This window comes from Limnohabitans sp. 15K (assembly GCF_002778285.1).
GTDB lineage: Bacteria > Pseudomonadota > Gammaproteobacteria > Burkholderiales > Burkholderiaceae_C > Limnohabitans_A.
In genome coordinates this window covers 1,743,178-1,764,994 of record NZ_NESM01000001.1, presented here as the reverse complement: position 1 = coordinate 1,764,994, position 21,817 = coordinate 1,743,178, and the positions used below count along the sequence as shown (strand labels likewise).

The following is a 21,817-nucleotide window of genomic DNA, read 5'->3' as shown; positions in this document are numbered from 1 at the left end:
AAAAACTTCAATGGGCTTTGGCGCGAGAGACCAAAAAGTCGACGATGTGGTTGCGCATGTCGTAGTAGCCGTGCAGGTGGTGCAGTTGGGCGCGGGTACGCTCGCGCGGCAATTGGTTGATCACCACTTCGGCCAAGCCACCGGGGACATAGCTGCCGCCCGATTCGTTGCCGTTGCTCATGAGCAAGATGCGGTCGGACAACAAAATCGCTTCGTCCACGTCGTGGGTGATCATGAAGACCGTCTGCTGCGTCTGGCGCACGATGCCCATCAGCTCGTCCTGAATCGTGCCGCGTGTGAGCGCATCCAATGCACCAAAGGGCTCATCGAGCAACAGCATCTTGGGCTGAATGGCAAAGGCACGTGCAATGCCCACACGCTGCTTCATGCCGCCCGAGAGCTGGCTGGGTTTTTTGTCGATGGCGTGCAACAGGCCCACCATGCCCACATGCTTTTCCACATGGACATTGACCTGAGGGGTTTTCCACTCAGGCCACTTGGACTTGACGGCAAATGCGATGTTTTGCCGCACCGTGAGCCAGGGCATGAGGGCGTGGCTTTGGAACACCACGCCACGCTCCAAGCTCGGGCCTGCGATCTCGCGGCCGTCCATGAAGGCATGGCCTTCACTGGCCGTGTCCAAGCCTGCGAGAACGTTCAAGATGGTGGTTTTGCCGCAGCCCGAGTGGCCGATGATGCAGACGAATTCACCCTTGTCGATGTTGAAGGAGACATTTGAAAACACCGGCTTGTCGCTTTGGTAAGCCTTGCCCAGTTTTTCAATTTGGAGGAAAGGGGTCATGGCTTTGGCCTTGGGTTGGGGTGCATAAGACGCTGTAGGCAAAGGTGCGATCAGCTCGCGGTCGCTGGTGTCACTCCACATAGGTCACCGCCTTTTGTACTTGGGCAAAAGCCAAGTCCAGCAACATGCCCACCACACCGATCACCAGCACCGCAAAGATCACATTGACCAGTGACAGGTTGTTCCACTCGTTCCATACAAAGTAGCCCACGCCTGTGCCGCCCACCAGCATCTCGGCGGCCACGATCACCAACCAAGCGATGCCCATGCTGATGCGCATGCCGGTGACGATGGTGGGGGCCGCAGCCGGCAAGATCACCTGAAAAGCTTTGCGCAACGGTCGCACTTCCAGCGTGCTGGCCACATTCAGCCATTCGCGCTTGACCGCAGCCACACCAAAGGCGGTATTGATCAGCATGGGCCAGACCGAGCAGATGAAGATCACGAAGATGCCACTCACATCCGAGTCTTTGAGCGTGTACAGCGCCAGCGGCATCCAAGCCAGCGGACTGATGGGCTTGAGCACCTGAATGAAGGGGTCAAATGCCTTGCGCATGAGGGGCGACATGCCGATCATGAAACCCACCGGCAGCGCCACCAGCACGGCCAAGAAAAAGCCCAGCCCCACTCGGCCCAAGGAATGCGCCAACTGAATGCCAATGCCCTTGTCGTTAGGACCTTTGTCGTAAAACGGATCGGCCAAGTGACCGACGATGGCTTTGCCCACTTCCAGCGGTGGCGGGAAGCCCGTGCTTTTAACGGCGCCGGGGTCTTTGCCCATCATCTTCTGGTACTCGATCTCTTCGGCGCTCATGCCAGCCTTGGCTGCGCCAGCCACTGTGGGCGCGGTGGCCGACAGCTGCCACGCCCCCAGAAAGACCAGGAACATGAGCAGCGAGACCATGGCCGCTCGCAAATTGAGGTGTGTGGTTTTCATGGCCCATCAACCCATCTTGCTGATGGCAAAGCTCTTGAGGTATTCCTCAGGCTTGGCGGCATCAAAGGTTTTGCCCATGATGGTGTGCTTGGCATAGGCCGGGCCTGCGGTGAAGGGCTGGCCTAGGTCTTTCATGTGCTTGCGCGCATCCGTGATCAAGAAGACTTTCTCGGCGATTTGTTTGTAGTTCACATCGCCCTTCACATAACCCCAGCGTTTCATCTGAGTGAGCATCCACACCGCCATGCTCTGCCAAGGCATGGGGTCAAAGTCGGCGCGGTCGGGCACGTTCATGACCTTGCCCAGGCCGTCGGCAAACTTGCCCGTGAGCACTTGGTTGAGCACGGCTTCGGGCTGGTTCAGGTACTGCGCAGGCGAGATCACCTTGGCAATCAACTCGCGGTTGCCCGGCTGACGCGCCATAGCGGCGGCTGTGAGCACGGCACGGTACAGCGCAGCAAAGGTGTTGGGGTTTTTCTGAATGAATTCGGTGCTGGTGCCAAAGGCGCAGCAAGGATGGCCGTTCCACAGGTCTTTGGTCAGCACATGGATGAAGCCGACTTCGTCGAACACGGCACGCTGGTTGAAAGGATCTGGACCCAAAAAGCCATCGATGTTGCCCGCGCGCAAGTTGGCCACCATCTCGGCTGGTGGAATCACGCGAATCTGCACATCGGTGTCGGGGTTCAGGCCGCTTTCGGCCAGGTAGTAGCGCAACAAGAAGTTGTGCATCGAGTAGTCAAAGGGCACGCCGAACTTGAAGCCCTTCCAGTTCTTGGGGTCACGGTTGTCCTTGTGCTTCATGGCGAGCGTGATGGCCTGACCATTGACGTTTTGAATGGTCGCCACGTTCATGGGCGTGGCGTTCGCTCCCAGGCCCATACTGATGGCCAAGGGCATGGGCGAGAGGAAATGCGAAGCGTCGTATTCCTTGTTGATCATCTTGTCGCGCACCAAGGCCCAGCCTGCGGTCTTGGTAACTTCGACGTTCAGGCCCTGCTTTTGGTAAAAGCCCAAGGGGTGCGCCATGATGAGTGGCGTGGCACAGGTAATTGGAATGAAGCCGATCTTCAAATTGGTTTTTTCCAGTGGTCCTTTTTCTTGCGCCATGGCTTGCAGGCTGGCCATGGGCAACACGCTGGCGATCGCGGCCATGGCGGTCTTCTTGCCCACAGCACGCAAAAACATGCGTCGCTCTTCGTCGTGTGGGAACAAGGACTTGACCAAAGTGGCCTCGATGAATTCTTGGCTGTAGGCCTCAAACTCGGCGGTTTCTGACCGGGCGCGCAATTGCGCGGCAGCGGCATCGGCCGCTACTTCGGCGTGGTGGTCGGCGGGCGAGTGGTCACGCCCGCAGCTGCACTTGAGCATCAGGGGGCGGTCGGCGTTGTACGGATCGAAGAATTCAGACATGGCGGCCTCGCAAAGTGAGTGATGCCTGTCTCCTTGCAATCTATGGGCCAGAAATCGTGGATGACGTGCCAGCGTCGACACTCGGATTCATTTCGCAAGGTATTTGTCGGGGCGGTGTAGGGCTGGCCCTACAAATTTCTGGCTGCTTCAAGGCGGTTTTCACCGTTCATCGCGGCGAAGGCGCCGCTCCCACAAAAACAGACAAGTTCAAAGGCCGCTGTGCAGGCTTTGCGCGTACAAAGCGAGCTCCACATCGTTCTTGGTGCCGGTCTTTTCCAGGATGCGTGCACGGTAAGTGCTCACCGTGTTGGGCGCCAAACTCAATTGCGCACCAATTTCGGTCACGGTGTGGCCTTGGGTCAACAAAAGGTACACCTGATGCTCGCGGTGCGAAAGCAGTTCAATCCCGCTTTTGGTGCGCCCCGGGCTCACCAAGCTGGCCAGTGCCTCAGCGGTGGCTGGCGAAACGTGCATGCCGCCTGCGGCCACACGACGCAGAGCGGCCATCAAGTCGTCGGTGTCGGTGCTTTTGTTCAGGTAACCCGATGCACCCAACTGGATACAGCGCACTGCATATTGTTTTTCGGGGTAAGTGCTGAGCATCAGGACTGGCAGGCCGGGCCAGTCCCGCCGCAGGCTTTGCAACACATCCAGCCCGTCCATGTCCGGCATGGCGATGTCGAGCAGCACCACGTCGAGCCCTTGCGGGCCTTGCAGAGCCTCTACGGAGGCCAGCACGTCGGGGCCGGTTTCGGCTTCGGCGACCACCCGGATGGCGGGATCGTCGGCCAGCACCATTTTCAGACCCTCGCGCACGATCTTGTGGTCGTCGCCCAGGAGCACGCGCACAGCGGTATTCACAGAGCCCCCTCATGCGCAGGCAAGGGCATGGACAAGCGCATGCGCGTACCGCGGCCCGGCGCACTGTCGATGTCGATCAGGCCACCAAAGTGCCGCGCCCGCTCCCGCATGCCCATGATGCCGTAGGCCTGCGCCGACTCAAACGCCTGGGACAAAGCCCCGCAGCCGTCGTCTTCCACCGACAGGTGCAGCCAGCCCTCACGCTCCACGATGTCCACATCCACGGTCTGCGCTTGCGCATGGCGACCCACGTTGCTCAGCATTTCTTGAAAGATGCGGAACACCGCCATGGCCATGGGCTCGGGCAACACGCGCTGCTCGTCCACTTCCATGCACCACTTGAGTTCTTGTTCGGCCGACTGCACAAACTCTTGTGCTTGCCACTCCAGCGCGCCCCATAAGCCTTGGTGATCCAAGATGCTGGGGCGCAGGTCGGTGATGATGCGGCCCACATTGACCACGGCGTTTTCAATCAACCGGCTCATGTTCTGGCACTTGCCTCGCATCTTCTCGCGCATGGCTTGCGCTTCTTCCGCTGCTCGCTGCTCCTGCTCGGACAAGCGCTTGTCTAGCCAACCCACATCCATCTTGAGGGCCACCAACAAGCTGCCCAACTCGTCATGTACCTCGCGAGCGATGCGGGTTCTCTCTTCTTCGCGCACCGCCTCAGACCAAGCGGCCAGTTCGCGCAATTGCTGCAAAGCGGTTTCAAGCGCTTGAGTGCGCTCGGCCACACGCAGTTCCAACTCGTTCTTGGCTTGATGCAAGGCCTCTTGAGCGCGTTTGCGCTCAGTGATGTCCACAAAGGTCACCACCGCGCCGCGCACCTGGCCCTGATCGAAAACCGGGTAGCTCGAATATTCCACCGGGAAGCTGCTGCCGTCTGCGCGCCAGAACACCTCGCTGTCAATGCGGCAGGGCTGGCCCTGGCGAAAGGCGTTGTAAATCGGGCAGTCGTCTATCGGGTAATGCGCCCCATCGCCGTGTGAATGGTGCGTCAAAACATGCATGTTCTGCCCCAACACTTGCTTTGGTTCCAGGCCGATCATGCGCGCACCGGCCGGGTTGATGAAAACACACAGACCTTCCAGATCGACCCCGAAAACCCCCTCGCCTGTCGATGCCAACATCAGCCCCAAGGGGTCGCGCCAGGCAGGGGTGTCGGTGGGGCTGACAGCTGGGATCGGGTTCGAATCGAGGTGCATGAACACCCCATGCAAACGGCGTGCCACCTCTTGGGTACTCCTTGCGTCAAGGAGGCCATGTCGCAGCAGCAACAGCTCTGCGCGAGGCTGACTACGACAATGCAGCTTATGAATTCAGCCTTTGAAACTCCCGAGCGCCCAACAGTGGCACCCTTACTGCAAGGCGCGTCCAACTTCCGCGATGTGGGCGGCTACCCAACGGCTGGGGGCCAGCGCGTCAAACGTGGCCATGTGTTTCGCTCGGACCATCTGGCGGGATTGAGCGAGGCCGATGTGGCGCGATTGAAGGTGCTCGGTGTTCGCCACAGCTTAGACTTTCGCGGCACGGCCGAATGCACAACCACGCCCTATGCCATTGAGGGCATTGGGCGGGTGGCGCTGACCATCGAACCGACCGTGATCGCCCGCATGCAAGCGCTGGTGGCGCAGGGCGTGGTGCCCACCACCGAAGAAACCGTGGCACTGATGTGCGAGACCTACCGCGACTTTGTGAACCGCAATGCGGACACGTACAGCCGGTTCATGAAGCATTTGCTGGAACAACCCACGCCGCAGGTGTTTCACTGCACCGCAGGCAAAGACCGCACCGGGTTTGCAGCGGCGCTGCTGCTCTCAGCGCTGGGTGTCGACCGAGCCACCATCACACACGATTACTTGCTGACCAACCAGCTCTACAAACGCGATGCCCGACTCGAAGGCCAGGGCCACCCGCATGTGATGAAGGTGCTGTGGCAAGTTCAACCCGAGTTTTTGAACGCTGCATTTGACGCGGTGGACAACCAACACGGCGGCATGCAGAACTATCTGCACGGCGCGATTAGCCTCAGCCCACAAGAGCTGGCCGAGTTGCAAAAGCTGCTGCTTGAAGATTGATTCTTTGGTGGGAGCGAGCCCCTGCTCGCGAAGGGTCGCCTTGTCACTGCACGCATTCGGCCGCGGTGGCGGCCTCCCACAGGAAAAGGCTTAAAAGCCTCAGGCCGCTTCTTGGTAGAAGAACCCGCTGTGAACGTTGCGCGGGGCCAAAGGTGCAACGGCCTTGCCGATCGCGCCAATGTGCTCGGGCGTGGTGCCGCAGCAGCCGCCCACGATGTTGACCAGGCCTTCGGCGGCAAACTCATGCAACAAGCGGCTGGTCACATCCGGCGTTTCGTCAAAGCCGGTGTCACTCATGGGGTTGGGCAGGCCGGCGTTGGGGTAGCAGCTGATGAAGGTGTCGCCCGCGACTTTGTTCAGCTCCTGGATGTAGGGGCGCATCAACGTCGCGCCCAAAGCGCAGTTCAGGCCAATGGCCAGGGGCTGCGCGTGGCGCACGCTGTGCCAGAAAGCGGTGACGGTCTGACCACTCAAAATGCGGCCGGACGCATCGGTCACGGTGCCGCTGATGATGAGGGGCAGGCGCTGGCCGCTGGCTTCAAAGAATTCTTCGATGGCAAACAGCGCGGCCTTGGCGTTGAGCGTGTCAAAAATCGTCTCGACCAGCAACACGTCCGAGCCGCCTTCGACCAACGCCTCGACCTGCTCGTAATAAGCGGAGCGCAACTCTTCAAAGGTCACGTTGCGGGCACCGGCGTCGTTCACGTCGGGGCTGATGCTGGCGGTTTTGGGCGTAGGGCCGAGTGCGCCCACCACATAGCGGGGCTTGTCGGGGGTGGAGAATTTGTCGCAGGCGGCGCGAGCGATCTTGGCAGACTGCAGGTTCATCTCGCGAGCCAGGTGCTGCATGTCGTAGTCGGCCTGGGCCACGGTGGTCGCGCCAAAGGTGTTGGTCTCGATCAGGTCGGCACCGGCGGCCAGATAGCCTTCGTGGATGTCGCGGATCACGTCGGGGCGGGTCAAGCTCAACAGCTCGTTGTTGCCCTTGACGTCTTTGGGGAAGTCCTTGAAGCGCTCACCCCGGTAGTCGGCTTCGGTCAGCTTGAAGCGCTGGATCATGGTGCCCATGGCCCCATCGAGGATGGCGATGCGGGTTTTCAGGATCTCGGGCAGCGCTTGGGCGCGGGTGTAAAAAGGGGTCTTCATGGCCCCTATTGTAAAAGTGCGGCCTTCAGGATTTTTGGAACCGCGCAAAGCCCGCCGCTCGCAACTGGCACGCCGGGCACTGGCCGCAGCCATAACCCCAGTCGTGGCGCTGAGTGCGGTCACCCAGGTAGCAGGTGTGGGTGTGCTCCACGATCAGGTCGACCAGTGCTTGCCCGCCTTGTGCTGGGTCAGCTTTTTGGCCCAGGTCGTGCGCCAATTGCCAAGTTTGGGCCTTGTCGATCCACATGAGCGGCGTTTCGATCAGCAACTTGCGGTCCATGCCCAGCGACAGGGCGACCTGCATGGCCTTCATGGTGTCGTCGCGGCAGTCGGGGTAACCCGAGAAATCGGTCTCGCACACACCCGTGACGATGACTTGCAAGCCTCGGCGGTAGGCCAAAGCGGCGGCCAGCGTGAGGAACAACAGGTTGCGCCCCGGCACAAAGGTGTTGGGCAGGCCCGTGCTTTCCATTTCTATGGCCGTGTCGCGGGTCAGGGACGTTTCGCTGATCTGGCCGAGGATGCCGGCGTCCAGCAAATGGTCTTCGCCCATCTTGGGGGCCCATTGCGGAAAGCGCACTTTGATGGCTGCCAATACGTTCAGGCGAGCGTCCAGCTCGACTTTGTGGCGCTGGCCGTAATCAAACGCTAAGGTTTCGACGCGTTCATAACGCGACAAAGCATGGGCCAGGCAGGTGGTGGAGTCTTGGCCACCGGAAAACAGGACGAGGGCGGAGGTGTGCATGGGCTGGAATGGTAAACGCTGCCGCTCCCCGGAGAGCTTTCAGAGGAGGGGTACGGCTGGGCGCGTTTGGAAGGGGACGGCGGCGGACTCCTCATGAGGCGGGGGTACGCCAAAATCGTCGCCCGTCGCCGCCCCCTTCCAAACGCTGGTGGTGGTCGTTAGCTTTACTGGCAATGACAGCTGTCCTTACTGGCGATAAATGTTGGCCTTGGTGTTGCTGGCCGCGCAGCCCATGGTCTGGTGTGGGTGGGTGAGGGCGGGCAGAGGGTGACGATTTTGGCGTACCCCCGCCTCATGAGGAACCCTGTGCCCGCCCTCACCCACCCACACCACACCCGCAAAAACTCAAACGACTCACGCAAAACCCACCCCATCAATAGCGGACAATCAAGCCTTCAAAAAGCCGTCAAACCCCAGTGTCCCCCCACCTCCCCATCCTGCGCGAAGTTTTTGGCTACGACGCCTTTCGCGGCCCGCAGCAAGCCATCATCGACCATGTGGCTGCAGGGGGCGATGCGCTGGTGCTGATGCCAACGGGCGGGGGCAAGTCGCTGTGCTACCAAATTCCGGCCATTGCGCGCCAGCGCGCAGGCCAGGGCATCACCGTGGTGGTCTCGCCCCTGATCGCATTGATGCACGACCAAGTGGGTGCGCTGCACGAAGCGGGTGTGAACGCCGCTTTTCTCAACTCGACCCTGACCAGCGAAGAAGCCAGCGACATCGAGCGGCGTTTATTGCGCGGCGAGATCACCCTGCTTTACGCAGCGCCCGAGCGCGTCACCAACGGCCGTTTTCTGGCGCAGATGGATTCGCTGCTCGAACGCGGGCTGCTGAGCCTGTTTGCGATCGACGAAGCGCATTGCGTGAGCCAGTGGGGCCACGACTTCCGGCCCGAATACAGAGGCCTGACAGTCCTGCACGAGCGCTACCCGAGCGTGCCGCGTGTGGCGTTAACAGCCACCGCCGATGCGCTGACGCGTGCCGACATCGTCGAGCGCCTGCAACTGGAAAGCGCTGAGCTGTTCATCAGCAGCTTTGACCGGCCCAACATCCGTTACACCATCGTCGAGAAAAAAGACGCCAGCACGCAGCTGCTGCGCTTCATTGACCGCGAACACCCTGAAGAAGCGGGCGTGGTGTATTGCCAGTCGCGCAAGCGGGTCGAAGAAATTGCGGCCATGTTGTGCGAGGCGGGCATCCACGCACTGCCCTATCACGCGGGTTTGGACGCCGGCATGCGCCAGCGCCACCAAAACGAATTTTTGCGCGAAGAGGGCGTGGTGATGGTGGCCACCGTGGCCTTTGGCATGGGCATCGACAAGCCCGATGTGCGTTTTGTGGCGCACCTGGACATGCCGAAAAACATCGAAGGCTATTACCAAGAAACCGGCCGCGCAGGACGTGACGGCCTGGCGTCGGATGCGTGGATGGCCTACGGCCTTCAAGACGTGGTGAACCAGCGACGCATGATCGACGAAAGCCCGGCGGGCGAAGAGTTCAAGCAGGTCATGCGCGGCAAGCTCGACGCCTTGCTGGCTCTGGCCGAAGCGACCGACTGCCGCCGAGTGCGGCTGCTGAGTTACTTTGACGAAACCTATAGCGGCCCCAAAGACAGCACCCAAGGTGTTTACATGCCGTTTTGCGGCAACTGCGACAACTGCCTGAACCCGCCCGAAGTCTGGGACGGCACCGACGCAGCGCGCAAACTGCTGTCCACTGTGTACCGCACACAGCAAAGCAGTGGCCACAACTTTGGTGCGGGCCACACCATGGACATCGTGCGCGGCAAGAAGACCGAGAAAATGGTGCAACGCGGCCACGAAAGCATCAGTACTTTTGGTGTCGGGGCAGATTACAGCGAACAACAATTGCGCGCCGTGATGCGCCAACTGATCGCCATTGGTGCGCTGCATGTGCACACCGAAGACGGTTTCAGCACCCTGCACCTGACCGAAGCCTCACGCGCCGTTCTCAAAGGCGATGTACCGGTGCAGCTGCGCGAGAGCACCAGCCAGCGCAGCGACAAAAAAAGCCGCTCACGCAGCGCACCGGGGCCAGCGGCGGCCAATCTGGGGCAGGATGCGATGGTGCGCTACATCAACCTCAAATCCTGGCGCGCCGAAGTGGCCAAGGAGCACAACCTGCCAGCCTACGTGATCTTCCACGACGCCACGCTGGCCGCCATTGCCGAGGCGGCCCCGCAAAGCCTGCCCGACCTGCAAGGCATCAGCGGGCTGGGCGTGAAAAAGCTTGAAGCCTATGGCGAGCAGGTGCTGCGCGTATGCAATGGGGCGGCTTGAAGCGCCTCAAACCTCTCCGTCCTGATAACCAGCTTCCCGCTGGTGACGAATGCGGGCCACCATGACCCGGTCAAGGGCATCGTCCCACGCATAGCGCGCCAGATATCCGCTGCGCCTGCGGGAGATGATCAGTTCACGCAAACCACCTTCTACCGGGCGACCAATGCCGGGTTGATGCGTCAACACTTGCAAGGCATCCAGGATGTAATCGAGCAACTCCCCAGCCAAGGGATCTTCGGACTCGTACAAAAAAGTTTCCAGGCGCACCAAGTCCTGGAACGCGGCTTGGCTCAGAAATACGGTGCTCACACCTCAGCCCATTTTTTTCGGTTGCAAAGGTGCAGGCGGCGCGCTCTTGTCCTGACGATGTTCTTTGAGTTGAGAAAAATAGAGCCGGACATCGTCCAACGAATGACCTTTTCCGCTGGCCTTCATGTCGGCAAGCGCATCCGCCGCGTCTTGTGCAAATGTTTGCCTCAAGCGCTTGCGCTGCGCGGCATCGGCCAGCGTGCTCACCATGAAAGCGTGCAAACTCATGCCCATTTGCTTGGCATCTTCTTCAAGTTGCAGCTTGAGCGCGCCTGGCAACTTAAGGCTGGTGGGAATGGTGGCTGAAGTAGCGGCAGAAGTGGCGGTCATGACAGACTCCGGTTTTTGGGTAGTCATAAGTGACTACCCGGAGCAATTTTACACAGCCATAGCTTTCGCGCCAGCCGCTCACGCCACTTGAATCGCCCCACGCCTGATCTGGTCGCGCTCCAGGCTTTCAAACAGCGCCTTGAAGTTGCCTTCACCAAAACCCTCATCAGCTTTGCGCTGGATGAATTCAAAGAACACCGGGCCCAGTAGGGTTTGGCTGAAGATTTGCAGCAGCAAACGCTTCTCGCCATTCGCGGTCGAGCCGTCCATCAAAATGCCGCGCGCCTGCAACTCGGGCACCGGCTCGCCATGGCCAGACAAGCGCTCTTCGAGCATCTCGTAATAGATGTCGTTGGGTGCGGTCATGAGCGGAATGCCCGCCATCTGCAGTGCGTCCACGCTTTTCAAAAGGTCGTCGGTGAGCAGCGCGATGTGTTGGATCCCCTCGCCGTTGAACTGCATCAAGAACTCTTCGATCTGGCCACCCGTCTTGCCCGACTCTTCGTTGAGTGGGATGCGGATCATGCCGTCAGGGGCCATCATGGCCTGGCTGGTCAGGCCGGTGTACTCGCCCTTGATGTCGAAGTAGCGAATCTCCTGGAAGTTAAAGAGCTTTTCGTAAAAACCACTCCAATACGCCATGCGCCCTTTGTAGACGTTGTGCGTCATGTGGTCGATGAGCTTGAAGCCGTGACCAGGCGGGTGGCGGTCCACGCCGTCAATGAATTCAAAGTCGATGTCGTAGATGCTTTTACCGTCTTCAAAACGGTCGATCAAATACAAAGGCGCGCCACCAATGCCCTTGATGGCCGGCAGGCGCAGCTCCATGGGGCCGGTGGGCACATCCACCGGTTGGGCACCCAACTCGAGGGCACGTTCATAGGCCTTGTGCGAATCTTTCACACGAAATGCCAAGGCGCAGGCACAAGGGCCGTGCTCGACAGCGAAGTAACCCGCCAAGCTTTTGGGTTCGCGGTTGACAATGAAATTGATGTCGCCCTGGCGGTAGAGCACCACGTCTTTGGATCGGTGCTTGGCCACCAGCGAGAAGCCCATCTGCTCGAACAGCGGCTCTAAGGTGTTGGCAATGGGGGATGCGAACTCGACGAACTCGAAGCCGCACAGGCCCATGGGGTTGTCAAACAAATCGGTCATGAAAATCTCCAGCAGTGAACCGGGCCACGCTGCAGGTGAGCGGGGCCCGAATGAAATCGGTCAAGCGAAAAAGGGAATGCTTAAAAGCCCTGCGGCGGTGCGCAAGGCTTGCCCCGCGTGCTGCGCGCGAGGTGGATGCCGAAAATCAAAACCTGGATGGACATGTCTCGATACTGGCGGCTGATCAACCGCCTGTCAAGCGCCATTTGACCACTTGATCAGGCCACAGCGCGGGCCTCACGCATACGCTGGATGTCCGATGCGTTCAGGCCCAGTTCGGCCAACAATTCGTCTGTGTTTTCGCCTTGCTTGGGCGGCTGGTGCCGCACACCCAAACGCTGACCGCCCATGGTGAAAGGCAGCAAGGCGGCGGGTGCACTTTGCCCTGCTTTGGGGCCATCGGTCAGGCGCACATCGGCCAGGCCGCCGGTGGCTTGCAGATGCGGGTCGTCAAACAGTTGCTCGGGTTTGACGATAGGTGCAAAGGGCAGGCCAGCTTTCTCGAAAATCGTGGTCAGCTCGGCGGCGGTGAATGCCTCCAAGCGGCGGCGCAAATCAGGCATCAACTCGGCGCGCAAAGACACGCGCGCATTGTTGTCAAAGTAACGCGCATCGGCTTTCAGGTCGGCAAAACCCAACACGTCACAGAAGATGGCCCACTGCGCATCACTCACAGCCGCCAAGAAAATCTGCTCGCCATTTTTGACGGTGAACACGTCGTACACCGCCCAAGCCGAGATGCGGTTGGGCATGGGCTCGGCGGCCTTGCCCGTGATGGCGTACTGCAACATGTGTTGGCCCACCAAAAACACGTTGTTCTCAAAAAGAGCCGATTGAATTTCTTGCCCACGCCCTGTAATGCCGCGCTGAATGAGTGCACCCAGCACGCCAATCGCGCCAAACATGCCGCCCATGATGTCGTTCACGCTGGTGCCTGCGCGCAGCGGGTCACCGGGGCGGCCCGTCATATAGGCCAAGCCCCCCATCATCTGCACCACCTCGTCGAGCGCTGTGCGGTGATCGTAGGGTCCGGGCAAGAAGCCCTTGAGGCTGGCATAAATCAGCTTGGGGTTGCTGGCCGATAGGCTGACGTAGTCCAGGCCGTACTTGACCATGGAGCCGGGCTTGAAATTCTCGGCCACCACATCGGCCGTGGCGCACAAACGGCGCGCCACTTCGGCCCCTTCAGGACTTTGCAGGTTCAGCTGGATGCTTTTCTTGTTGCGGTTGAACATGGGGAAAAACCCCGCGCCCGAACCCAACAAATGACGCGTGCGGTCGCCCTCAATGGGTTCGACCTTGATGACCTCTGCGCCCATGTCGGCCAGCACCATACCGCAGGTGGGGCCCATGACCATGTGCGTGAACTCGACGACACGCAGGCCTTCGAGCGGGAGTTGCTGCACCCTTTTGTTCATGCATAGACTCAGCGGTAAAACGCTTCGACTTGGCCTTTGAGCTTGATCAGCAGCGGCTGGCCTTTGCGGTCCAGCGTCTTGCCAGCGGGCACGCGTACCCAGCCTTCGCTGATGCAGTATTCCTCGACGTCGTTGCGGTCCTTGCCGTTGAATCGGATGCCGATGTCGTGCTCAAACACGGCGCGCACATGGTGCGGGCTGCGGGCGTCGATCGACAAACGGTCGGGCAGTTCTGGACGAGGGCTTGCTTCAGTAGGGGTATCGGTCATGGCATTGAATTTTTTAAAACCTACCGAATCTATACCAAAACCCGAAGGACTTTCCGGTTTTTGTCTGGGTCAGTCGTCCAGCCTGCCATCAATGGACAAATTTGATCCGGACACACAGCTGGTAACCCACCCCCCACACCGATTTGATGGCCGGCTCATCCCCGTCAGCTTGGACGCTTTTGAATTTCTTGCGCAAACGGGCAATCAATTCCTCCAAGGCATGTTTGCTCATCGAGGTGTCGTCATCCTCCTCTGCAAACAAATCGCACAGCACCACAGACTCCAGCGTGTTGTCCTTGGCCTGAACAAGCGCCAGCAAAATGGTTTTTTCCTTGCTGGTCAAGCGCAGTTTCTGGTCCTGATCCGGCCCCATCAAGGTGCGATCGCGCAGACTCAGGGACCATTCTTTCGCTGTATGCGACTGTTTCAGGCGACGCCCCAAACTCAAGAGCACCAGAACCAGCTCATCAGGCGACACCGGTTTGGTCAGGTAAAGATCTGCACCACCCTGTTTGTAGCCCGCAATCTTGTCGTTCAGGGCCACACGGGCGGTCATGATCACAATACCGGCATCAGGCCGTGACTGACGGACACGCCGGCACAGACTCAGGCCATTTTCTCCAGGCAAATTCAGGTCGATGAGGTAAAGATCAAAAGCAATGCGGGCATTGAGATCGTCCAGTCCCACAGCGCTGTTGGCGACGTGCACCTCAAAACCGTGTGCCCTCAAATGGACTTCGATTTCTTCGCGCAGAAAACGATCGTCCTCCACCAAGGCCAGCACCAACGGCCAAGGGGTGTCTGTCATATCTCGGCTCAGGGTGTTCAACGGGGAAACCTCACTTCAAAGACCACGTCTTGGTCGATTTTTTGGTAACGCACTTGGGCACCCATTTTTTGCGCTGCCGAGTTCACCAAGCTCAGGCCAATGCCCATGCCTGGACTGCTCTGAAAGCTCGGATGGCGGTAATAACGCTCAAACAAACGCGCCTCATCGGGATGGTTTTCGGCCGCGACGCGGTTGCTGATCCGAAAACAAGTCATGTTCTCTGGGCCATCATGGATGCTGATCCTGATTTTGTCGTCCGCCGCATACTTGACTGCGTTGCTCACCAGGTTCTCGATGATCAAAGCCAAAAAATGGGGCGCTGCACGAAACACGACGCCCTCCTGGATATCGAGCTCAAACCGCTCAGGCTCACGGTACTCCTGCATCACCACATTCATCAATTCGAGCGCCAAAACGGTTTCTTCCAAGCCGTGAGCGTCCGTGCGCTCAATTTTGTTGGACATTGCCACATGCTCGATCATCGCATCCATGCGGTTGACAGAGGCATCGATGTTCTGAACCCTTTCTGCAGATTCACCTTGCACCAACGCTGTTCTTTTGATGGACGCCATGGCAAATTTGATGGTGCTCAAGGGCGTCTTCAGCTCATGCGTCAGCATGTCAATCAGCTCTCTGCGTTCTTTTAATCCTTCTTCATGGACTTTGGATTCGGCGGCTTGAATTTGCAAGGCCTGAAGCTCCTGCATTTTTCTCAAATTACGGCTGGATTTTTCACTCAACACCAGCCAGAAAACCACCATGCCAATAAAAATGCCGTTGAATCGCAAATCACCGCTGGACTGCGCAAAGTTGAATTGGTCGCGCCAGTCCGGAGTGCCCAAGTTGTAGGGAAATCCCAAAACAATGATCAGTAAATAAATGAGCCATCCCGTCCTGAAAATCCACCGTCCAGGCATGGGTTCACTGACTGTGCGAGCCCCCCAGATTTGGATGAAGGGGCTAATGAATCCGACGCAGTAATTCAACAAACCCGCTTCGGTTTCGTACCCTGTCAAAACGAGCAGAAGATTGAAACCACAAACCAAAAGAACAGCGACAACCCATTTCACATAGGTTTGACTGGGCTTGTAAGCAGAAACCACGATCCAGGCCATCAGGACTGTCATCGCCAGCCGCATCACCAACGCAAATCCAGCCACGGTATTGGGTTGAACCGCAGACATGAACGCCCACCCATGGGGGAAGACGCCAGCAAAAGCACAAATCGACAACACAACCGCGGTTTGAAAGCCGCAAAAAGCCACCAACAAGCGTGACCGCTCGAAGAAGAAAAATATCACCGACAGGACCAGCAATGCGATGGAAAGATTCAGCGCGGAATTGACGCTTTTAATGGCTGCAATCGATGACTGCAGTGCGTCATCCGCCGTCATCAGTTCGGTGCGCACAATGCGAACAGCGGTCGTTTCAACTTTCAAATACGCAAACTGATCGCCGGTATTCGACGTGCTGAATTCAAAGCAATGTTGCAATTCAATGCAAATTTTTTTCTTTTGCAGCTGCAGCTCGCCCGCCAATTGTTGCGTCCACTTGCCTGCGTCCTCTTGGTAGAAGGCCAACCTGTCCAGTGAATAGGGCTCCACCCTGAACGTCAGCGAAGAAGGCCTTTCTGTCGACGCGCCCGCCTGGGGGTCTTTCAGTCGAATGCGAATCCATGTTTCACCCTCGGTAAAACCAAGGCGCAATTGGCCTCGATAGGGTTTGAATGCCTGCGCCTGGGCACTCGCAAGGGTGTGCTTGTGTTGCCCATCATGGAAATACGCCGTTTCGATTTCATAGCGGTCCTGCCCTGCCTGCAAGGACAGTTGAAACAACAACAGCAACAGCAGACATAACAAGCGTTTCATGGATGCTGCAAATCATAGAAGCTTGACAGGCCATAAACCGCACCTTTGTCAATTCAAGCCAAAAGGCGCCCTGAAAGTGAGAGTAACTGTGAGGATGTGCGGCCATCACGCAACGATCGACCCGTAGGTCATGAGCATCTGTGCGTTTTCATGATGTTTGATGTGGGTTCACACAAAGGCGACTGTTAGATTTCAAGCCGTCGTACCCCTTCGTTTTTTAGGATCCTCACCATGTCTTCACTGAAACAGCTTGAGCAGCAAAAAGCTGAGCTCGATCTCAAAATCGCTCAGTCATTGGAAATGTTGAAAAAAATGGATGTTGATTTGGAGCGGGCACGCTTGCGGCAAGAGGCCGTAGACCGGGGCACCGCAGAGATCATGGCTGTGATGGAAAAGTACAACTTGACGCAAGAGGATATTTTTCCAAGCAGCATTTCAAAAGTGACCATGCTCAAGCCTAAAGAATCCCAAACCCTCGCGGAAATGCGTCAATATTTCAATCGCCAACGATAGGGGTCCGGGTTTCGTGAGGGGACACAGCACCGTGCTTGGTGGCAAAATGCCCGGTCTTCAGGCCTGTCAACCATGTCGGGCACCTGTACTGTTACTGTCGGCTTCTGTCTTCCCCCTTCATGACTTCTTCCCCCGCCGGCACACTCGGCATTGATTTCGGCACCTCCAACTCGGCCATGGCCTGGGCAGGCCCTCAAGGCGCTGCTCGCCTGATCGCCCTCGAGGGCGACGCCCTGGCCATGCCCACCGCCGTGTTCTACAACGCCGAAGACCACAGCACCCACTTTGGCCGCGATGCCCTCAAGCATTACCTGGAAGGCACGGAAGGGCGATTGATGCGCTCGCTGAAAAGCCTGTTGGGCAGCCCCTTGCTGATGGAAACGACCCAAATCGGCCACCAGCAGATCAGCTTTCAGGACATCATTGGCACCTTTTTGGCCACCCTGCGCGAACGCGCGACCCAAAGCCTGGGCACAGCCCCGCGCCGCGTGGTGATGGGCAGGCCCGTGCACTTTGTGGATGACGACCCCGAGCGTGATGCACAGGCCGAGGCCTCGTTGCGACAAGCCGTGCAGGCCGTGGGTTTTGAAGAGGTGTCGTTTCAGTTGGAGCCGATTGCGGCCGCGCTGGACTACGAACAACGCCTGACCCAAGAAAGCACCGTGCTGGTGGTCGACTTGGGTGGCGGTACATCCGACTTCACCGTGGTGCGATTAGGGCCTGATCGCATGAAAAATGCCGACCGAAGCCAGGACATCCTGGCCACCACGGGCGTGCACATTGGCGGCACCGACTACGACCGGCAACTGAATTTGGCGCAAGTCATGCCACTGCTGGGCTACAAACACATCGGTCCTGAGCAGCGCGAAGTGCCCAGCCGCGTGTTTTTTGACTTGGCCACTTGGCACCTGATTCACTGGCAATACCAACCCAAAGCCATCGCCCACGCCAAAACGCTGCGCACCAATTACAGCAACACCCGCCTGCACGAACGCCTGATGCAAGTGCTGACCGAACGCCACGGCCACCTGATGGCGCACGAGGTGGAGCAGGCCAAGATTCGCTGCTCGGTCAGCAAAGCCGACACGGGCATTGACCTGTCGGTCATCGAACGTGAATTGCAAGCACGATTGGGCGTGGCAGACATGCAAGCGCAGTTGCAAGACTTGCTGACCCGCACAGTGGCCTGTGCGCGTGAATGCGTGCAGCGCGCCGGTTTGACCGACGCCTCCTTGGATGCGATTTACCTCACGGGCGGATCGTCGGCGCTCAGCACTTTCCAGCAAGTCCTGCAGGCCGAGTTTGCGGGTGTGCCCCTGATCGAGGGCGATTTATTCGGTGGCGTGGCGCTGGGCCTGGCGTACACCCGTTAAAAGCCGCTGAACAGGCAAGAAAAAAGCCACCCAGACTCAGTCTGGTTGGCTTTTTGGCAAGCTCAACGGTGTTTCAACCCTTGAGCAAGACCCCCCTTAGGCCTTGACCGAAGCCAACGCCGCATTGAAGGTGGCGCTGGGTCGCATGATGGCGGCCACCTTCGCCGTGTCAGGCATGAAATAGCCACCGATGTCCACGGGCTTGCCCTGCACAGCATTGAGCTCGTCCACAATTTTCTTTTCGTTGTCGGTCAACTGTTTGGCCAAAGGCGCAAACTGTGCCGCCAGTGCAGCGTCTTCGGTTTGCGCAGCCAACTCTTGGGCCCAATACATGGCCAAATAGAACTGGCTGCCACGGTTGTCCAACTGACCCGTCTTGGGTGATGGGTTCTTGTTGTTGTCGAGCAGTTTGCCGGTCGCAGCATCCAGGGTTTTGGACAAGACGCCTGCTTTTTTGTTGCCCGTTTTCAGACCCAAGTCTTCAAAAGACACGGCCAGCGCCAAGAACTCGCCCAGCGAATCCCAACGCAAGTGGTTCTCTTCCACCAGTTGCTGAACGTGCTTGGGGGCCGAGCCGCCCGCACCGGTTTCGTACATGCCGCCACCCGCCATCAAAGGCACAACCGACAGCATCTTGGCCGAAGTGCCGAGTTCCATGATGGGGAACAAGTCGGTCAGGTAGTCGCGCAAGATGTTGCCAGTGGCGCTGATGGTGTCCAGACCGCGCACCACGCGCTCCAGGGTGTAACGCATGGCACGCACCTGGCTCATGATCTGGATGTCCAGACCGGCTGTGTTGTGCTCGTGCAGGTACATCTTGACCTTGGTGATCAACTGGGCTTCGTGTGGACGGTACTGGTCGAGCCAGAACACCACCGGCATGCCGGAGTTGCGGGCACGGGTCACGGCCAGCTTGACCCAATCGCGAATCGGGGCGTCCTTGACCTGGCACATGCGCCAGATGTCACCGGCTTCCACGTTTTCGGAGAGCAGCACTTCGCCGGTGTTGATGTCCGTGATGTTGGCCACGCCGTCTTCAGAGATTTCAAACGTTTTGTCGTGCGAGCCGTATTCTTCGGCTTGTTGGGCCATCAGGCCCACGTTGGGCACGGTGCCCATGGTTTTGGGATCGAACGCACCATGCCATTTGCAGAAGTTGATCATCTCTTGGTAGATGCGTGCAAAGGTCGATTCGGGCATCACGGCCTTGACGTCTTTCAAGCGGCCGTCAGCGCCCCACATCTTGCCGCCGTTGCGGATCATGGCGGGCATCGAGGCGTCCACGATCACATCGTTGGGCGAATGGAAGTTGGTGATGCCTTTGGCCGAATCGACCATGGCCAATTCAGGGCGGCCTTCGTGGCAGGCGTGCAGGTCACGCTTGATTTCGTCTTGCTTGGATTGGGGCAGCGTGGTGATCTTGTTGTACAGATCGGCCATGCCGTTGTTCACGTTCACGCCCAGTTCGTCAAACAGCTTGGCGTGCTTGGCAAACGCGTCTTTGTAGAAAATCTTCACGCAGTGACCGAACACGATGGGGTGAGACACCTTCATCATGGTGGCCTTGACGTGCAAAGAGAACATCACGCCAGTTTGGTGTGCATCTTCGATTTCTTTTTCGTAGAAAGCTTCGAGGGCTTTCTTGCTCATGAACATGCTGTCCACGACTTCACGGTCGAGCAAGGCCACCTTGGGCTTCAGGACGATGGTTTTGCCACTCTTGGTGATCAGCTCCATCTTCACCTCACGGGGGCGGTCCATGGTCATGGACTTTTCGCCGTGGTAGAAATCGCCCGCATGCATGTGCGAAACGTGTGAACGCGAAGCTTGGCTCCACTCGGCCATGCTGTGGGGGTTCTTGCGCGCGAACTCTTTCACAGCGCGGGGTGCGCGGCGGTCCGAGTTGCCTTCGCGCAGCACGGGGTTCACGGCAGAGCCTGTGCACTTGGCGTAGCGGGCCTTGAGGGCTTTTTCTTCGTCGGTCTTGGCGTTCTCAGGGTAATCAGGCAAGGCGTAGCCCTTGGACTGCAATTCCTTGATCGCCAGCACCAGTTGGCCGACCGAAGCGCTGATGTTGGGCAACTTGATGATGTTGGCCTCGGCCTTGAGGGTCAGCTTGCCCAGTTCGGCCAAGTTGTTGGGCATGCGCTGCTCAGCGGGAAGCAAATCAGAAAACTCACCCAAGATACGGGCGGCCACAGAAATATCGCTTTCTGCCACTTCGATGCCTGCGGGCGCTGCAAAGGTCCGAATGATGGGCAAAAAAGACGCCGTGGCCAACAGCGGGGCCTCGTCTGTCAGGGTGTAAATGATCTTGGATTTGTCTGCAGCCATGGGTACTCTCGTTTTCAGGATGTAGGTATACGTCGTTCGGCGGTATGTCGAACCGTGACAAAAACTGCCCTTTTAAGGCGGGTCAGGCCGTGACTTTATCTCAAAAGACCCGCTTATTTTCTCACTGGACCCCGCCCGTGCCCGGGCGATTAAACTGACGCTCCTCGACAAATGCGCCAAGCCTTTGAATTTGGCGCCCGATTGACCCGGTTCGTGCTTTCAGTGCACCAACCCCAACTTAGGAAAACCCCATGGGCGCGCAGTGGAAAGCAAAAGGCAAAGCACAGGCAGCAGACGCCAGAGGCAAATTGTTTGGCCGTCTGGCCAAAGACATCATGATCGCGGCCCGCAACGGCGCCGACCCGTCCGCCAACTCGCGCCTGCGTCTGGTGGTAGAACAGGCCCGAAAAGTGTCCATGCCCAAAGAGACGCTGGAGCGCGCTATCAAAAAGGGTGCCGGCCTGCTGGGCGATGCGGTCAGCTTTGAGCGCGTGATTTACGAAGGTTTTGCTCCCCACCAAGTGGCGGTGATGATCGAGGTGTTGACCGACAACGTGAACCGCAGCGCTTCTGAAATGCGCGTGCTGTTTCGCAAGGGCCAACAAGGCACTTCGGGTTCGGTGTCCTGGGACTTTGACCATGTCGGCATGATCGAAGCCGAGCCTACACAAGCGGGCGCTGACCCCGAACTGGCCGCCATCGAAGCCGGTGCGCAGGACTTTGAGCCCGCCGACGAAGACGGTGTGACGGTGTTCATCACCGAAGCCACCGATTTGGACTTGGTCAGCCGAGCCCTGCCCGAGCACAGTTTCACCGTGGTGTCGGCCAAGTTGGGCTACAAACCCAAAAACCCAGTTGATCCCGCCAACCTGAGCGCCGAGCAGCTGGAAGAAGTCGAAGCCTTTTTGGGGGCCATCGACAACAACGACGACGTGCAAAACGTGTTTGTGGGCTTGGCAGGCTAAGCGCCACAACACTCAGCCAAAGGCCTGACGGGGTTTTCCTGTCAGGCCTTTTTTGTTTGGGCGCAGGCCATCTGCACCTCTCAAATTGGTGCACAGCCACGCACCAAGCAAGGGAAATCCATGAGCCACAAATGATTTGCGCACACCTATGATGCACAAATCTTGCATACAA

The 21,817-nt window shown here is 58.5% G+C and carries 20 protein-coding genes; 5 read left to right on the top strand and 15 right to left on the bottom strand.

Annotated elements, in window-relative coordinates; all coding sequences use genetic code 11:
- Window positions 1-7 precede the first annotated feature (7 nt).
- The 5 genes from B9Z40_RS08325 to B9Z40_RS08305 all read right to left on the bottom strand — a co-directional run bounded on the left by B9Z40_RS08325 (window position 8) and on the right by B9Z40_RS08305 (window position 5,218).
- Window positions 8-883 (bottom strand): ABC transporter ATP-binding protein, encoded by an 876-nt coding sequence (locus B9Z40_RS08325; protein WP_100172725.1) that lies wholly within the window; start codon window positions 881-883, stop codon window positions 8-10.
- Window positions 873-1,739, bottom strand: a complete 867-nt coding sequence (gene ntrB / locus B9Z40_RS08320; RefSeq protein WP_100172724.1) for a nitrate ABC transporter permease — start codon at window positions 1,737-1,739, stop codon at window positions 873-875. Before ntrB ends, B9Z40_RS08325 begins: the two co-directional genes overlap by 11 nt.
- Before the next feature lie 6 nt (window positions 1,740-1,745).
- Window positions 1,746-3,152: a CmpA/NrtA family ABC transporter substrate-binding protein gene (locus tag B9Z40_RS08315; protein ID WP_100172723.1), complete on the bottom strand. Its 1,407-nt coding sequence runs from the start codon at window positions 3,150-3,152 to the stop codon at window positions 1,746-1,748.
- Window positions 3,153-3,359: 207 nt separating this feature from the next.
- The gene (locus B9Z40_RS08310; RefSeq protein WP_100172722.1) at window positions 3,360-4,013 is read right to left on the bottom strand and encodes a response regulator transcription factor; all 654 of its coding nucleotides are present in this window, start codon (window positions 4,011-4,013) and stop codon (window positions 3,360-3,362) included.
- A complete protein-coding gene (locus B9Z40_RS08305; RefSeq protein WP_100173007.1) occupies window positions 4,010-5,218 on the bottom strand; it encodes a PAS domain-containing sensor histidine kinase in 1,209 nt (402 codons plus the stop codon). Before B9Z40_RS08305 ends, B9Z40_RS08310 begins: the two co-directional genes overlap by 4 nt.
- Window positions 5,219-5,326: 108 nt before the next feature.
- Here B9Z40_RS08305 and B9Z40_RS08300 point away from each other — a divergent pair, with 108 nt between their 5' ends.
- A complete protein-coding gene (locus tag B9Z40_RS08300; RefSeq protein WP_100172721.1) occupies window positions 5,327-6,091 on the top strand; it encodes a tyrosine-protein phosphatase in 765 nt (254 codons plus the stop codon).
- A gap of 99 nt (window positions 6,092-6,190) precedes the next feature.
- Here B9Z40_RS08300 and B9Z40_RS08295 read toward each other — a convergent pair whose 3' ends face one another.
- Both B9Z40_RS08295 and queC read right to left on the bottom strand, forming a co-directional pair.
- On the bottom strand, window positions 6,191-7,237 hold the full coding sequence (locus tag B9Z40_RS08295) for a homocysteine S-methyltransferase family protein (protein WP_100172720.1): 1,047 nt from the start codon (window positions 7,235-7,237) through the stop codon (window positions 6,191-6,193).
- A gap of 25 nt (window positions 7,238-7,262) precedes the next feature.
- Window positions 7,263-7,982, bottom strand: coding sequence for a 7-cyano-7-deazaguanine synthase QueC (gene queC / locus B9Z40_RS08290; protein ID WP_100172719.1), 720 nt, complete (start codon window positions 7,980-7,982; stop codon window positions 7,263-7,265).
- 416 nt (window positions 7,983-8,398) lie between these two features.
- Between queC and recQ the strand changes: the two genes are divergently transcribed.
- Window positions 8,399-10,282: a DNA helicase RecQ gene (recQ, locus tag B9Z40_RS08285; RefSeq protein ID WP_100172718.1), complete on the top strand. Its 1,884-nt coding sequence runs from the start codon at window positions 8,399-8,401 to the stop codon at window positions 10,280-10,282.
- 6 nt (window positions 10,283-10,288) lie between these two features.
- Here recQ and B9Z40_RS08280 read toward each other — a convergent pair whose 3' ends face one another.
- The 7 genes from B9Z40_RS08280 to B9Z40_RS08250 form a co-directional block, all read right to left on the bottom strand.
- A complete protein-coding gene (locus B9Z40_RS08280) occupies window positions 10,289-10,591 on the bottom strand; it encodes a type II toxin-antitoxin system RelE/ParE family toxin (RefSeq protein WP_100172717.1) in 303 nt (100 codons plus the stop codon).
- A gap of 3 nt (window positions 10,592-10,594) precedes the next feature.
- Window positions 10,595-10,921: a hypothetical protein gene (locus tag B9Z40_RS08275; protein WP_143473942.1), complete on the bottom strand. Its 327-nt coding sequence runs from the start codon at window positions 10,919-10,921 to the stop codon at window positions 10,595-10,597.
- A 78-nt stretch (window positions 10,922-10,999) separates the two neighbouring features.
- A complete protein-coding gene (hppD, locus tag B9Z40_RS08270) occupies window positions 11,000-12,076 on the bottom strand; it encodes a 4-hydroxyphenylpyruvate dioxygenase (RefSeq protein WP_100172715.1) in 1,077 nt (358 codons plus the stop codon).
- A gap of 218 nt (window positions 12,077-12,294) precedes the next feature.
- Window positions 12,295-13,494 (bottom strand): CaiB/BaiF CoA-transferase family protein, encoded by a 1,200-nt coding sequence (locus B9Z40_RS08265; RefSeq protein WP_100172714.1) that lies wholly within the window; start codon window positions 13,492-13,494, stop codon window positions 12,295-12,297.
- Window positions 13,495-13,502: 8 nt separating this feature from the next.
- A complete protein-coding gene (locus B9Z40_RS08260) occupies window positions 13,503-13,763 on the bottom strand; it encodes a DUF3297 family protein (RefSeq protein ID WP_100172713.1) in 261 nt (86 codons plus the stop codon).
- An 88-nt stretch (window positions 13,764-13,851) separates the two neighbouring features.
- Entirely contained in the window at window positions 13,852-14,571 is a 720-nt protein-coding gene (locus B9Z40_RS08255) for a response regulator transcription factor (RefSeq protein WP_100172712.1), read from the bottom strand.
- Window positions 14,572-14,588: 17 nt separating this feature from the next.
- Window positions 14,589-16,460 carry an ATP-binding protein gene (locus tag B9Z40_RS08250; RefSeq protein ID WP_100172711.1) on the bottom strand — a complete coding sequence of 624 codons (1,872 nt, stop codon included), beginning with the start codon at window positions 16,458-16,460 and terminating at the stop codon, window positions 14,589-14,591.
- Between the two features lie 231 nt (window positions 16,461-16,691).
- Between B9Z40_RS08250 and B9Z40_RS08245 the strand changes: the two genes are divergently transcribed.
- Both B9Z40_RS08245 and B9Z40_RS08240 read left to right on the top strand, forming a co-directional pair.
- The gene (locus B9Z40_RS08245; protein WP_100172710.1) at window positions 16,692-16,973 is read left to right on the top strand and encodes a hypothetical protein; all 282 of its coding nucleotides are present in this window, start codon (window positions 16,692-16,694) and stop codon (window positions 16,971-16,973) included.
- 119 nt (window positions 16,974-17,092) lie between these two features.
- Window positions 17,093-18,346 carry an Hsp70 family protein gene (locus tag B9Z40_RS08240; RefSeq protein WP_100172709.1) on the top strand — a complete coding sequence of 418 codons (1,254 nt, stop codon included), beginning with the start codon at window positions 17,093-17,095 and terminating at the stop codon, window positions 18,344-18,346.
- A 96-nt stretch (window positions 18,347-18,442) separates the two neighbouring features.
- On the opposite strand, the gene B9Z40_RS08235 is transcribed toward B9Z40_RS08240, so the two are convergent.
- Complete coding sequence (locus B9Z40_RS08235) at window positions 18,443-20,680, bottom strand: NADP-dependent isocitrate dehydrogenase (protein WP_100172708.1); 2,238 nt, start codon at window positions 20,678-20,680, stop codon at window positions 18,443-18,445.
- A gap of 251 nt (window positions 20,681-20,931) precedes the next feature.
- Here B9Z40_RS08235 and B9Z40_RS08230 point away from each other — a divergent pair, with 251 nt between their 5' ends.
- Entirely contained in the window at window positions 20,932-21,645 is a 714-nt protein-coding gene (locus B9Z40_RS08230; protein WP_100172707.1) for a YebC/PmpR family DNA-binding transcriptional regulator, read from the top strand.
- Window positions 21,646-21,817: the final 172 nt, after the last annotated feature.